Annotated in this window: 11 protein-coding genes; 3 read left to right on the top strand and 8 right to left on the bottom strand. The window is 74.8% G+C overall.

The window, feature by feature from the left end; translation table 11 throughout:
- Window positions 1-126: 126 nt before the first annotated feature.
- Window positions 127-2250 carry a SpoIIE family protein phosphatase gene (locus tag ACFZAU_RS01775; protein ID WP_500551104.1) on the bottom strand — a complete coding sequence of 708 codons (2124 nt, stop codon included), beginning with the start codon at window positions 2248-2250 and terminating at the stop codon, window positions 127-129.
- Between the two features lie 203 nt (window positions 2251-2453).
- Between ACFZAU_RS01775 and ACFZAU_RS01780 the strand changes: the two genes are divergently transcribed.
- A complete protein-coding gene (locus ACFZAU_RS01780) occupies window positions 2454-3779 on the top strand; it encodes a hypothetical protein (RefSeq protein ID WP_500550603.1) in 1326 nt (441 codons plus the stop codon).
- A gap of 1506 nt (window positions 3780-5285) precedes the next feature.
- On the opposite strand, the gene ACFZAU_RS01785 is transcribed toward ACFZAU_RS01780, so the two are convergent.
- On the bottom strand, window positions 5286-5558 hold the full coding sequence (locus ACFZAU_RS01785) for a helix-turn-helix domain-containing protein (protein ID WP_500550604.1): 273 nt from the start codon (window positions 5556-5558) through the stop codon (window positions 5286-5288).
- A gap of 64 nt (window positions 5559-5622) precedes the next feature.
- On the opposite strand from ACFZAU_RS01785, the gene map reads away from it, so the two are divergent.
- Window positions 5623-6390, top strand: coding sequence for a type I methionyl aminopeptidase (gene map / locus ACFZAU_RS01790; protein ID WP_499602817.1), 768 nt, complete (start codon window positions 5623-5625; stop codon window positions 6388-6390).
- Here map and ACFZAU_RS01795 read toward each other — a convergent pair.
- A complete protein-coding gene (locus tag ACFZAU_RS01795) occupies window positions 6377-7291 on the bottom strand; it encodes a helix-turn-helix domain-containing protein (RefSeq protein WP_500550605.1) in 915 nt (304 codons plus the stop codon). The two genes, map and ACFZAU_RS01795, sit on opposite strands and share 14 nt — an antisense overlap.
- Before the next feature lie 94 nt (window positions 7292-7385).
- On the opposite strand from ACFZAU_RS01795, the gene ACFZAU_RS01800 reads away from it, so the two are divergent.
- The gene (locus tag ACFZAU_RS01800) at window positions 7386-8903 is read left to right on the top strand and encodes a dienelactone hydrolase family protein (RefSeq protein ID WP_500550606.1); all 1518 of its coding nucleotides are present in this window, start codon (window positions 7386-7388) and stop codon (window positions 8901-8903) included.
- Window positions 8904-8906: 3 nt separating this feature from the next.
- Here ACFZAU_RS01800 and ACFZAU_RS01805 read toward each other — a convergent pair whose 3' ends face one another.
- From ACFZAU_RS01805 to ACFZAU_RS01825, 5 genes are all read right to left on the bottom strand, one after another.
- A complete protein-coding gene (locus ACFZAU_RS01805; protein WP_500550607.1) occupies window positions 8907-9401 on the bottom strand; it encodes a universal stress protein in 495 nt (164 codons plus the stop codon).
- 55 nt (window positions 9402-9456) lie between these two features.
- On the bottom strand, window positions 9457-9810 hold the full coding sequence (locus ACFZAU_RS01810) for a hypothetical protein (RefSeq protein WP_500550608.1): 354 nt from the start codon (window positions 9808-9810) through the stop codon (window positions 9457-9459).
- A gap of 35 nt (window positions 9811-9845) precedes the next feature.
- Window positions 9846-9998, bottom strand: coding sequence for a hypothetical protein (locus ACFZAU_RS01815; RefSeq protein WP_500550609.1), 153 nt, complete (start codon window positions 9996-9998; stop codon window positions 9846-9848).
- A gap of 132 nt (window positions 9999-10130) precedes the next feature.
- Window positions 10131-12074 carry an APC family permease gene (locus ACFZAU_RS01820; protein ID WP_499602809.1) on the bottom strand — a complete coding sequence of 648 codons (1944 nt, stop codon included), beginning with the start codon at window positions 12072-12074 and terminating at the stop codon, window positions 10131-10133.
- A 163-nt stretch (window positions 12075-12237) separates the two neighbouring features.
- Window positions 12238-13305: an alcohol dehydrogenase catalytic domain-containing protein gene (locus tag ACFZAU_RS01825; protein WP_500550610.1), complete on the bottom strand. Its 1068-nt coding sequence runs from the start codon at window positions 13303-13305 to the stop codon at window positions 12238-12240.
- Window positions 13306-13352: the final 47 nt, after the last annotated feature.

Raw genomic sequence — 13352 nt, forward strand, 5'->3', positions numbered from 1 at the left:
GCCGGGCGAGCCGCGTCAACTCCTGTGGTTCCCCGCCGTGGCTCGGGACGGGCGCCCCTACGGGCACAGCTCCAGTATCGGCCCGTCCGGCCGGTGGCGCCTGGCCCGGCGGGCCACGTCGCGCACTCACCGCGGGGGCTCATGGCCGGTGGCGGTGGCGGTGGCGGTGGTGGTGGTGGCGGTGGTGGCGGTGGTGGCGGTGGTCGCGCGGAGCGGCCGGGCCAGCAGGATCGCGACGTCGTCCTGTGCGCCGTCGGGCAGCAGCCGGGCGAGGACGCGGTCGCAGATCCGGGAGAGCGGCGGGCCGGGATCGCGCAGGGCACGGGCGAGTTGACGCATGCCCTGGTCGAGGTTGCGGTCGCGGGCCTCGATCAGGCCGTCGGTGTACAGCACCAGCACCGCGTCCGGCGGCAGCCGTATCCGCTCGGTCTGGAAGTCCCTGCGGCCCACGCCCAGCGGCGTACCGCTCGGGCCGTCGAGGAAGGCCACCTCGCCCCCCGGCCCGGTCACCGCGGGCGGCGGGTGGCCGGCGCGGGCGACCAGGCAGCTGCCGTCGGCCGGGTCGTGGACGGCGTAGACGCAGGTGGCCATCTCGTTCTCGCCGACGTCGGCGACGGCCGCGTCCAGCGAGCGGAGCAGCTCGGCCGGGGGGATGTCGTGCCGGGCCAGGGTGCGCACCGTGGTCCGCAGCTGCCCCATGACGGCCGCCGCGTGCACCCCGTGGCCCATGACGTCCCCGATGACCAGGGCCGTCCTGTCGCCGGGCAGCGCGATGACGTCGAACCAGTCGCCGCCCACCTCCTGGTCGCTGGCGGGCAGGTACCGGCCGGCCAGCTCCAGCCCGGGCACCTCGGGCAGCGCGGTGTTGGCGAGGCTGCGCTGCAGGGTGAGGGCGGCGCGGCGCTGGGCGGAGTACATCCGTGCGTTGTCGATGCCGAGCGCCGCGCGGGCGGCGAGTTCGTCGATGAGCAGGTTGTCCTGGTCGTCGAAGGGCTCGCGCCTGCGGGAGCGGGTCACCATGACGATGCCCAGCACCGTGCCGCGGGCGACCAGCGGGACCATGCGGGCGGAGCCCAGGGTCCGCAGGTAGCCCCTCAGCCGCTCGTGCTCCGGGCCGGGCACCAGCCGGGGTATGTCGGCCCTGGTGAGCCTCAACGGCCGGCCCTCCACCATGACCTGCTCGTACGCCGAGGCGCGGGGCACCTGGTGCGTCATGCCGACGGCCAGGTCCTCGGCCGGGGCCGCGGGGTCGGCGAAGGACACCGCGAGGCGGCGCACCATCCCGTGGGCGGAGGCGGTGGCCTCGTCCGGGTCGAGGACCTCCTCCAGCAGGTGCACGTCGGCGGAGTCGGCCACCCGGGGCACGAGCACCTGCACCACCTCCTCGGCGGTCTGCCGCAGGTCGAGCGTGGTCCCGATGCGCGTGCCGGCCTCGGCGAGCAGCGCGAGGCGCTGCCGTCCGCGGGTCGCCTGGAGCTGTGCCCGCTCCTCGCGGGTGATGTCGATCAGGGAGGCGATCACGCCCAGCCGGCGGCCGCCGCCGCCGAGCAACGGCGAGAAGGAGCACGACCAGACCCGCTCGGCGACGTGGTCGGCGCCCGTCCGTCCCAGGCCCCGGAAGTCCACCACGGGCTCGCCGCGGGCCAGGACCTGCCGCATCACGGTCTCCAGCGCCATGGTGTTCAGTCCCGGCACGACCTCGCTCACGCGCCGGCCGATGTGCTGCGCCGCAGGCACCCCGTTCATGCGGGCCAGCGCCTCGTTGACCCGTACGTAGCGCAGGTCGGGGCCCAGCATCGCAAGACCGATCGGGGACTGGGTGAACAGCCCCTCCAGCGCCGCCAGCGAGTCCCGCATGCGCAGCACCGCCGAGGTCTCGGCGGCGATGCCCATCAGCCCGGTGCGGCCCTGCGGGTCGGCGGTCGGGCAGATCCACATCTCCATGGTCACCAGGTGGCCGTCGCGGTGGCGCACCGGCAGCGTGCCCACGACGGCCTCGCCCGACAGCACCCTGCGCGTCAGCTCGTCCGCCAGCTCCCAGTTCGCCACGGGGACCAGCAGGGGCGTGGCGCTGCGGCCGAGCACCTCCTCCGCGGTGTGCCCGAAGAGCTCCTGCGCCGCCAGCGACCACTGGGAGATGCGGCCCTCGGAGTCGATCCGCCACATCGCGATCGGCAGCAGGTCGCGGAACACACCCGCCTGCCCGACGGCCACCTGGGGCTGACCGACGTCCTTCGCCGACTGCTGCATGTCCACCGCGACGACCCATCCCCGGGAACGAGGGGCGTTCTCATCCGGCCGGTCGCGGGCGGCCCGACCCGCCGGACCCGACCTGCCGATGTCGCTCATTGTGAGGCAATTCCGACAGAACAGCCTATTCGGAGATCCCGGGCGCCGCCCGGGCGGGCGGGCGCGGGCGCCGTGTCCGGCCGATGTGGGTTAGCGTCGAAGATATGAGGACCGTCCGGCGGATCCTCCGCCTCCTGCCCGTACTCGCCGTGATCTGCGGTGTGCTGGGACTCGTCCTCGCGACGGGCGCCGGGGCGCGGGCCGCGGGAGGCCTCGACACGGCGGCCGCGGCCCTCCGCCAGGGCCCGGTCTACGTCGACCCCCGGGCACGGGACGCACTGTCGCCGGCCGAGGCGGACACCCTCGCCGGGCGCATCGAGAAGGCGGACCGCCCGGTCTTCGTCGCCGTGCTCCCGGACACCGCGGAGTTCCCCGCCACCACGCTCCTGCAGGACCTGCGGACCAAGGTCGGCATCACCGGCCTGTACGTCGTCGCCCTCGGTGACCGCCTCGACGCCGGCGCGGACCCCGCCGTGATGCCGCACAACGCCGTCGAGAACCTGGCCGGCGCCGTGCGCCGCTCCGATCCCGGCGACCCCGCGGCGATGGTCACCGGCTTCGTCGACCAGGCGCTGCCGCAGGCGGGCGGGCACGCCCCGGCCTCGTGGGGCGGCGGATCCGCGGGCGGCGGCACCGGGGTGCTGGTCGCGCTCGGGCTCCTGGTCCTCGTCGTGGGCGGCGGGGCCGTCCTGATGTCACGGCGCGCCAAGCGGCGCCGCGAGGAGCAGGACCGGCGCCGCCTCGACGAGCTGCGCCCGGTGGTGGACGAGGACGTCACCGCCTTCGGCGAGGAGCTGAGCCGGATCGGCTTCGACCCGGGCGGCGCGACGGCTGACGACGCCATGCGCGAGGACTACACGCACGCCCTGGACGCCTACGACACCGCGAAGGCCGCCATGGACCGGGCGCGGTCGCCCGACGACGTCCGGCCGGTCAGCCAGGCCCTGGAGGAGGGGCGCTTCGCGCTCGCGACCCTGGAGGCGCGCATCGGGGGCAGGCCGCTGCCCGAGCGCCGCCCGCCCTGCTTCTTCGACCCCCGGCACGGTCCCTCCGTCGAGGACGTGCCGTGGGCGCCCGGGGGCGGCGGCGCCGAGCGGGCCGTACCGGTGTGCGCGGCCGACGCCGCCCGGCTCGCGGACGGCCTGGAGCCCATGGCCCGCCAGGTCGGCACGCCCCGCGGCCCCCGCCCGTACTGGGAGGCGGGCCCGGCCTACGCGCCTTGGGCGCAGGGCTACTTCGGCGGCGGGATGCTGCCCGGGATCCTCGTCGGGACGCTGCTGGGGGGTTCCCTCGGCGGCGGATGGGGTGGGGGGTTCGACGGGGGCGGGGTGGATCAGGCCGGCGGCGACTACTCGGGTGCGGACTTCGACCCCGGGGACTTCGGGGGCGGGTTCGGGGACGGCTTCGGAGGCGGCTTCGGGGACGGTTGAGTGTCCCGGTGGGTTGTTGGGTGCGGCGCCGCTGTGGTTGATGTTGTGGTTCCTCCCCCACCCGCCCTCCCGATTGCCCGGCGCGATTGATGCGGGCCTTGCACCTCGTTGTCGGGTCGGCGGCGCGCCGGTGCACTCCCCCAACCTTCGGCCGGGGGGACCCCCAGAACGCTCGCGGTTTACGTCTACATCATTCGGCACCGCGTCCGCCGCTCGTCTCCCCCAGCCTTCGGCCGGGGGGACCCCCATGGGCGCACCCCGACACACCCCCTCCCGTCGTATGGGCGCACAGCGGCCGGTGGGGGTCAGAAGGCAGCCCGGGGGCACCGCACCTGTCCGACGCACCCCCAACTGGACACCCTGCGCCCGAACGAAGGGGAAGCCTCCCCCAGCCTTCGGCCGGGGGTGCCCCCGCCTCCCTCACCCCCTCCGTCTCGACAGTGACCGCCGTCTCGCGCCCTGCGGGCGCAAAGATGCTGGCTGCGGATGGGAGGGCGGGGGCGCTCGTCTTCGGCGGTGTGCGGGTGGGTGGGCGGCCAGTTCCGGCGCCGGAGCGGGGTGGGTTGTTCGTCTGGCTCGGGTCTCGTTGCCGTCCGCGGGTATAGATGGCCGGTGACCACGCCCACTGTTGGTGGGTGGCGCGCCCGCCGTAACCGGCGTCTGCGGGTGCTTCCCCGATCCGACATCGGGCTCTCTTCCGACGGCTATGACGCTGAAAGCGGGCCCGATCTCACGCCGTCCGCCCGACCGCACCCCGAAGCACCCGCAGTCGCGGCGGCCGGTGGGTGGTCAGAAGGCAGTCCGGGGGTACCGCACGTGTTCGATGCACCCCTCACCGGCTGTCATTGCCCACGCGAGAACGGCGCCCGTGCAACGGGAGGGACGGCGCCCGACGCAGACGTGGGCGGCAACCCCGTACTGTCTACGTTCCCCCACCGGCCGTAATGCGGCCACACCGGCCGGAGGGGAGAGGAGCGGTGGGATTCGGTGCCGATTATACGGGCTTGAACCGCGGGGCCGTGGGGGTCAGTGAGCGGTTCGGGGCGTTTCGGACTGCCTCCATACCCCCCACAGGCGGTTGTGCGCCCATACGACGGGAGGGGGTGTGGCGGGGAGCGCCCGGAAACGACGAGCGGCGGACGCGGTGCCCAAGGATGTGGACGTAAACCGCGAGCGTTCTGGGGGTCCCCCCGGCCGAAGGCTGGGGGAGTGCGCCGGCGCGGCGCCGACCCCACAACGAGGTGCGCAGGCCCGCACCAATCGCGCCGGGCAATCGGGCGGGAGGGTGGGAAGCAGCCCGCCGCAGGCGCAAACGACCCGCACCCGGCACAACGGACCGCACCGAACGATCGGGCAGCCAGCGCAGCCAGCGCAGCCGACGCGCAAACGACCCGCACCCGGCGCACCGAACCGCCGGGCAGCCAGCGCAGCCGACGCAGCCGACGAGCAAACGACCCGCGCACGAACACAGGCCGCAACCACAACCCCGGGTGGCGAAGGGCACCGCTACGCCGAGAGGGCGTCCCCGCCCTCCGGCGCGTCGACGCACGCGAAGGCGAGCTCGTCCAGGGAGATGCCCAGCGCCGCGGCGAGCGCGGCCACGGTGAAGAAGGCCGGCGTGGGGGCGCGGCCTGTCTCGATCTTGCGCAGGGTCTCGGCGGAGACGCCCGCCGCCGCGGCGACCTCGACCATGCTGCGGTCGCCGCGGGCCTGCCGCAGCAGTGCCCCGAAGCGTTCGCCGCGTTGCCGTTCCCAGGGGGTCAGGGGAGTTCGCACCATGTCCGTGATACTAATACCGGTATAAGAATTGGGTGCCCTTGAGGACGGAAAAGGAGTGACGGACATGGTGGAGATCAAGACCGACGCCGCGCTGGCGGCCATGCGGGAGGCCGGGCGCGTCGTGGCGCGTGCGCTCGCCGCCGCCAGGGAGGCGGCCCGGGTCGGGGTGTCGCTGCGGGAACTGGACGAGGCGGCGCGCGCCGTCCTGGACGGGGCGGGCGCGCGGTCGCCCTTCCTCGGCTACCGGCCGTCGTTCGCGCCGACGCCGTTCCCCGCGGTGATCTGCACCTCGGTCAACGACGCCGTCGTGCACGGCATCCCCACCGCCTACCGGCTGCGGGACGGCGACCTGGTGAGTGTCGACTGCGGCGCCGAACTGGAGGGCTGGACCGGCGACGCCGCGATCAGCTTCACCGTCGGCACGCCACGGCCCGCCGACGTGCGCCTCATCGAGGCCACGCGGCGGGCCCTCGACGCCGGGATCGCCGCGGCCACCGTCGGCAACCGCGTCGGCGACATCTCGCACGCCATCGGCACCGTCGCCCGCGAGGCCCGCTGCGGCATGCCCGGGGACTTCGGCGGCCACGGTATCGGCCGCCGGATGCACGAGGACCCCCACGTTCCCAACCAGGGCCGCCCCGGGCGTGGTTACCCGCTGCGGCACGGGCTGGCCCTCGCCATCGAGCCGATGCTGATGGCCGGGGGACGCGGCGGCTACCGCACCGCCCCCGACGGCTGGACGCTGCACACCGAGGACGGCAGCCGCGCCGCCCACTTCGAGCACACCGTCGCCATCACGGACGAGGGCCCGCGCATCCTCACCGCGCCGTGACCTGGCCCTCGAGCGCGGAGCGCAGCCAGGTGTGGGCGGCACCCGGGGTCGGGTGCGCCGGGCCCCTGAGTTCGCCCACGAGTTGCCAGTAGCGGTCGATGCGGGGTTCCGCGGCTAGCATGCCGCTCAGCCGGCGGCGGAAGCCCGGGGTGTCGCGCTGCCCGAACGACCGCGCGTGGGCGGTGACGAAGCAGTCGAGCGCCTCGCCCGCGCCGGGGTCGCGGCCGGCCAGCAGGTGCGGCGCGGCCAGCTCGTAGGACTCGTGAAGTCCCTCGTACAGGGCGGCGGGACGGGGGCCCGTGTCGGGCCGGTGCGGCGCGAGCCGGTGGACGGCGCCGGGCGGGCAGGAGGCCGAGGTGAAGGCGTGCAGCCGGGCGAAGGCCAGGACCTGGGCCGGGGCGGGATCGTCCGGCGGCTGCGGCACGGCGAGGTCGACGACCCGGGCCAGCACGGGGGCCGGCAGCCGGGCGGGCTGCAGCCAGCGGCGCCAGAAGCGGGCCATCGGGTCCGTGCTCGGCGGTACGGGGACGGCGCCGACGAGCTCCAGGCGCTCGGCGCGCTCCTCGGCGGTGCAGTCCCGCAGCAGCCGCAGGGCGGCCTCCCGCCAGCGCAGGGCGGCCAGTTGGGAGCCCAGCGCCCTCAGGTGACCCGCGACGGCGTCCTCCAGGGCGTCCTCCCGCTCCAGGGCCCGCGCCACCTCCGGCAGCGGCAGGTCCAGGGCGCGCAGGGAGCGGATCTGCCGGAGGCGGGCGAGTGCCTCTGGCGCGTACCGGCGGTGGCCGCCGGCGCTGCGGGCGGCCTCGGGCAGCAGCCCGCGGTCCGAGTAGAAACGGACGGTCTTGACGGAGACACCGGCCCGCGCGGCGAGCTCCCCGATGCTCAACGTGCTGTCGGACTCCACCGCTTGAACCTCCCTCAGGGGGAGTTCCTACCGTACCGGCGAGCGCGGGCGGCCGGACGGCCGCTTCGCGGACCACCGCGTGCGGGAGGCACACATGACCGTGTTCGTACTCGTTCCCGAGGCCCACACGGGCGGCTGGGTGTGGGAGGACGTCGCCGGCCGGCTGCGGGAGTCGGGCGCGGCCGCCCTACCGGTGGCCCTCACCGGCATGGCGGGCTCCGGCCGCCCGGCCGGGCCCGGCACCGACCTGGAGACCCACGTCGAGGACGTCCTGCGGGCCGTCGACGCCGCCGGGTCCCCGGACGCGGCGGACGTCGTGCTCGTCGGCCACGGCTACGGCATCCACCCGGTGGTCGCCGCCGCCGACCGCAGGCCCGGGCGGGTCGCCCGCGTCGTCCACCTGGACGCGGGCCTGCCCCGGGACGGAGACCCGCCGCTGCGGCTGCTGCCCGACCGGGAACTGGGCGCCCGCCTCTCGGCCCAGGCCGAGGGTGACGACGCGTGGCGCGTGGCCCCGCCGGCGCCCGGGGGATGGGAGCGCTGGGGCAGTACGGCGGGCGTGCCGGCCGCCGCGCTCGCCCGGCTCGCCGCCGACGCCGCGCCCCAGCCCGCCGGGACCCTGACCCGGCCGCTGCGTCTGTCGGGGGCCGCCGCCACCCTGCCGACGACCGGCGTCCTGTGCACCGGCAACGGCTCCAGCATCGCGACGGTGGAGGCGCTGGTGGGTCTCGGGCACCCGGAGCTGCAGGCGCTCACCGACCCCCGCGTCACCCTCTTCGAACTCGCCACCGGCCACTGGCCGATGCTCTCCCTCCCCGGCGAACTCACCGACGTCCTGCTGAGGTCGGCCGCCGGGGAGGGCCACCGGATCCGCGCGACGGGTGAACCGCCCGCGCATCTGCGGCCGTTCCTCCTCGACGTGCCCGAACGGCCCCGCGAGCGCCGCGAGCGCACCGACCTGTACCTCCCGGACCGCGCCGACGACGAAGGGCCCCGCCCGGCCGTGGTGTTCGTGCACGGCGGCCCGGTGCCGCCCGGTGCCCGTCCGACTCCGCGCGACTGGCCGGCCTTCGTCGGCTACGGCCGCCTCGCGGCGGCCCACGGGGCGGTCGGCGTGACCGTCGACCACCGGCTGCACGACCTGGGCGACTTCCCGCGGGCCGCCGAGGACCTCGCCGGAGCGGTCGAGCTCGTCCGCGCCGATCCCCGGGTCGACGCCGGCCGCGTCGCGCTGTGGTTCTTCTCCGCGGGCGGGCTGCTGTCCACGGACTGGCTGGCGGCGCCGCCGCCGTGGCTGCGCTGCGTGGCGGCCACCTATCCCGTCCTCGCGCCGCTGCCCAACTGGGGCCTGGCCGCTTCCCGTTTCCGGCCCGCGGCCGCCGTGCACGGCGGCGCGCCGCCGTTCGTCCTGACCCGGGTGGGACGGGAGCGTACGGAGATCGCGGCGACCGTCGAGGAGTTCCTGTCCGCCGCCAAGGACGCCGGGACGGACGTGGAGGTCCTCGACCTCCCCGATGGCACCCACGGCTTCGAGACGACCGACCACGGCGGGCAGGCGCGCAGCGCCGTGGAACGGGCGATGCGCGCCGTCCTCCGGCACCTGCGGGGCTGAGCCTCAGACCGCCGCGGGCAGCCGGTACGGGGGTACGGCCAGCACCGGGCAGGCCGCGTGCGCCACGCAGTAGCGGGCGACCGAAGTGCGCAGCGCACGCGGCAGCAGGCCGCGCGACCCCGTGCCGACAACCAGCAGGTCATCGCCGCGGGCGGCCGCCTCGACCAGCACGTGCCCGGCGGGCCCGCGCCCGGTCCCGGCACGGAAGTCCGGCAGGCCGGGCGCGGCGCCGGCGCCGAAGGCCTCCTCGAGAGCGGCGCGCAGCCGCTGCCGCGCCTCCTGCTCCCAGTCGAAGGGCCGCGGCGGGAGCGGCACCCGGCGGTAGCCGAACTCCTCGGGGGGCGGCTCCCACGCCAGGACCGCCAGCAGGCCCGCGGAGCGGGACCGGGCTTCCGCGACCGCCCGGTGCAGCGCGGCCAGACTGCCGGGGGAACCGCTCAGGCCGACGACGACCCGCCGGCCCGCGCCCGGTGCGCCCCGAAACGGCGACTCGATCACGGACAACCTCATCTCTCGGCCTACGACCAACGGCGGCGCGCCCCGGCGCGGCCGGTCAGCGCATCCCGGACGCGTCGAGCACCGCGCGCGCCGCGGTGCCGTCGATCCGCGCGCCGAGCCGCCCCAGCACCTCGGCCCCCTCGCGGAGCGTGCCGGCCGTGAGGGAGCGCCGCGCGTCCCCCTCCAGCCGGTGCCACAGCAGCGGATTGGCCTCCAGGACGCGGGGATCGAGCTCCAGCCACCGGCCGTGCGCGTCCCACAGGAGCAGGCGCCGTGACACGCCGGGGGACTGGCGGACGACGGTCAGCGCGTCGGTGCGCACCCTCCGCTCCCGCAGCGGGCCGCGCACCGCAAGCCACCCGTCGCCCGCGGTCACCCGGTCCGGGTGCAGCAGGACGAGCACGATCACGGCGAGGACCAGCCACAGCGCCGCACGCCGCCCGGTCAGCGTGCCCGCGTGCCCGCTGCCGCGTCGAGCGGCACCGCCAGGCACAGGAAGGCGAGCGCGCAGCCCAGCGCGCGCCGCAGGTCGGTACGCCAGTGGCGGTCACCGGTCGTGTCCTGCCGCGCGGGCCGCGGAGCCGTTCGCCGTTCCATGGGGCCGACCGTAGGCAGGACGGAGCCCGCCGGGCGCGGCCCTGACGGGCCCTTGACGAGGGCCGGCGCGGTCTTTGCGCGCCCCTGACGTGCGGGGGCCCGGCTGCCGGCCGCCCCCCCCCGCCCCGTCGCTCAGCCGACGTGGACGCGCGGCCTGCGGTTGCGGTCGGGCTCCGCCTCGCGCAGCACCTCGCGGGTGACCGGGGCGACCTCGCCCTGCCCGAAGAGGAAGAACCGCAGGAAGTTGGCGAACGGGGTGCCCTCGGTCCACTCGAAGTAGATGTGCGGACGCTGCCCGGTGGTGTCGCGGACGTGCAGCAGGAACGCCGCCAGCGCGTTCGGGATGGACGAGCTCTCCAGGGTCAGGACGCGGTAGCGGTCGTGGAGGACCTCGCCGCGGACCACCAGGCCCGCCTCGAACTCCGAGGGGTCGGCGACGGTCACCTCGACGAAGACGAAGTCCTCCTCCGCCGGCAGGTCGTTGTCGGACCGGATCTGCTTGATCTTGTCCCGGTACTCGGCGGCGTCCCGCCGGTCGGGCTCGTTGGCGATGAAGCGGATCGTGCGGTGGGAGATGTCCCGTACGAAGCGCTCGGCCATGTCGTCCATGCCGATGCCGGTGATGCGCAGTTCGAAGGCGCGGGCGAGCCGGGACAGGAACGAGATCAGCATGATGCCGACGATGAAGCAGGCACCGATCTTCACGCCGTCCGGGCGCTCGAAGACGTTGACGACCGTGGTGTAGAGGAAGACGGCCGAGATCACCCCGAAGCCGATCGTCCAGTTGCGCTGCCCCGCCTTGCGGGCGGCTATGGTCACCGCGATCGCCGCGGAGGAGATGAGCACCAGCACACCGGTCGCGTAGGCGCCGCCCTGGGCGTCGACGTCGGCGTCGAAGATCCAGGTCACCAGGAACGCGACGAGGGTGAAGACCAGCACCATCGGCCGTACCGCGCGCGCCCAGTGCGGCGCCATGCCGTAGCGCGGCAGGTAGCGCGGCATGAGGTTGAGGAGCCCGGCCATCGCCGAGGCCCCGGCGAACCACAGGATGCAGATCGTCGACACGTCGTAGACGGTGCCGAAGGCGTTGCCCAGGTACTCGTGCGCGAGGTAGGCCAGCGCGCGGCCGTTGGCCCGGCCGTCCGCCTCGAACTCGGCGGCGGGGATCAGCAGCGTCGTGATGAAGCTGGTCGCGATGAGGAAGCAGCTCATGATCACGGCGGCCGTGGTCAGCAGCTTCTTCGTGTCGCGGATGCGTCCGGCGGGACGCTCCTCGGTGTCGGACGGGTCGCCCTTGACGTGCGGCATCACCGCCACACCGGTCTCGAAGCCGGACAGGCCCAGCGCGAGCTTCGGGAACACCAGCAGCGCCACCCCGACCATCACCAGGACGTTGCCGTGCTCGGTGGTCAACGCGTGCGACCAGTCGGTGACCACGTGCCCGGCGGTCGCCACGTGCCACAGGCCGACGACCACGACGACCACGTTCAGCGCCAGGTAGATGCCGACGAGGGCGACCGCGACGCCGATCGCCTCCAGGAAGCCCTTCATGAAGACCGCGCCGAGCAGCGCGACCAGCAGCAGGGTGATGAGCATCTGCTTGTCGTGCAGCGAGCTCGCCAGGTGCGGGTTCTCCACCAGGTGCGTCGAGGCGTCGGCCGCCGACAGCGTGATGGTGATGAGGAAGTCCGTCGCCGCGAAGCCCAGCAGCGTCAGGACGAAGAGCTTGCCCTTCCAGAACGACAGCAGCCGCTCCAGCATGGCGATCGAGCCCTCGCCGCGCGGGCTCTCCTCGGCCACCCGGCGGTAGACCGGCAGTGCGCCGGCCAGCGTCACGACCACCAGCACGATGGTGGCCACCGGCGACAGCAGGCCGGCCGCCAGGGCCGCGATGCCGGGCTGGTAGCCGAGGGTGGAGAAGTAGTCGACACCCGTCAGGCACATGACCCGCCACCAGCGCTGGCCGTGGTCGTGCCGTTCGGGGACCGCCTGTCCGCCCTGCTGGTGCCGGGCCATGTCGGACAGGCCCTCGAGCATCCACGCGCGCAGGCGACCCGTAGGGACGGGGGAGGACATCCATGCTCCTGACGTACTGCGACTGGTTCCCGCCACCACGAGATGGCCTGGTCAGCGTACGCACCGGCCGGCGCCCGATCCCCCGTACGGCCGCGTCACGCCGTTAAGATTCCGTCAAGAGTCCCTGCCGTGTCGCTGACGTGTCCTTTACACCCCGCTCCGGTCAGGACGTGGGCACGAGGACGTCGTGGTGCGGCCCGCCCACGACGACCTTGAGCGCTCCGGTGTCGGCCGCCGACGCGAAGACGTCGTAGGCCTCCGCCATCTCGTGCAGTTCGAAGGTGTGCGTGACGAACGCCCCGGTGGGCAGTTTCCGGGCCTCCAGCAGGCGCAGCAGGGTGGGTGTGGAGTACGTGTCGACCAGGCCGGTGGTGATGGTGACGTTGCGGTCCCACAACTCCTCCAGGTGGAGCGTGACCGGCCGGCCGTGCACACCCGCGTTCGCGACCCGGCCGCCGGGACGGACCATCCGCGTGCACGTCCCGAAGGTCTCCGGGAGCCCCACCGCCTCGATCACCACGTCGGCGCCGAGCCCCGCGGTGAGGTCGTCGACCAGTTGCTCCGGTTGCTCGCCCGCAGTGACGACGGCGTCGGCGCCCAGGTTCTTCGCCGCCTGCAGGCGGGCCGCCGACACGTCGACGGCGATCACGGTGTGCGGGGAACACAACTGGGCCGTCGCGACGGCGGCCAGGCCGATCGGGCCGCAGCCGACCACGGCGACGGTGTCCCCGGGCCGTACCCGGCCGTTGAGGACGCCCACCTCGTAGGCGGTGGGGAAGACGTCCGAGAGCAGGACCGCGTCGAGCCCGGTCACGTTGTGCGGCAGCACGTGCAGCGAGGTGTCGGCGTACGGCACGCGCACGTACTCCGCCTGCGTGCCGTCGATGCGGTGCCCGAGCACCCAGCCGCCGCCGTCCAGGCACTGCCCGTAGGCCTGCTCGCGGCAGAACCGGCAGCGCCCGCACCCGGACACGCAAGCGACGAGCACCCGGTCGCCGGGCCGGACGGTGTCCACGTCCGCGCCGGTCTCGACGACCTCGCCCACGGCCTCGTGGCCGAGCACCGTACCGGGAGCGACGCCGGGCACGTCGCCCCCCAGGATGTGCAGGTCGGTGCCGCAGATCGCGGCGGTGTCGACGCGGACGATGGCGTCGCTCGTGTCCTGGAGGACCGGATCGGCCACCTCCTGCCAGGCGGCGCGTCCCGGACCCTGGAAGACCCATGCCTTCATGGCGTTCCGCTCCTTCGGGCTGTGCTGTCTCCCCCCTCCCAGCGTGG

The sequence above is a fragment of the Streptomyces sp. NPDC008238 genome, from assembly GCF_042956445.1.
In the GTDB taxonomy this organism is placed as follows: domain Bacteria; phylum Actinomycetota; class Actinomycetes; order Streptomycetales; family Streptomycetaceae; genus Actinacidiphila.

Excerpts from the sequence above, each read along its gene's own strand:
- ACFZAU_RS01775 (WP_500551104.1), bottom strand. The coding sequence starts at position 2,250 with ATGCAGCAGTCGGCGAAGGACGTCGGTCAGCCCCAGGTGGCCGTCGGG.
- ACFZAU_RS01780 (WP_500550603.1), top strand. The coding sequence starts at position 2,454 with ATGAGGACCGTCCGGCGGATCCTCCGCCTCCTGCCCGTACTCGCCGTG.
- ACFZAU_RS01815 (WP_500550609.1), bottom strand. The coding sequence starts at position 9,998 with ATGGAACGGCGAACGGCTCCGCGGCCCGCGCGGCAGGACACGACCGGT.
- ACFZAU_RS01825 (WP_500550610.1), bottom strand. The coding sequence starts at position 13,305 with ATGAAGGCATGGGTCTTCCAGGGTCCGGGACGCGCCGCCTGGCAGGAG.
- map (WP_499602817.1), top strand. The coding sequence starts at position 5,623 with ATGGTGGAGATCAAGACCGACGCCGCGCTGGCGGCCATGCGGGAGGCC.
- ACFZAU_RS01800 (WP_500550606.1), top strand. The coding sequence starts at position 7,386 with ATGACCGTGTTCGTACTCGTTCCCGAGGCCCACACGGGCGGCTGGGTG.
- ACFZAU_RS01820 (WP_499602809.1), bottom strand. The coding sequence starts at position 12,074 with ATGTCCTCCCCCGTCCCTACGGGTCGCCTGCGCGCGTGGATGCTCGAG.
- ACFZAU_RS01785 (WP_500550604.1), bottom strand. The coding sequence starts at position 5,558 with ATGGTGCGAACTCCCCTGACCCCCTGGGAACGGCAACGCGGCGAACGC.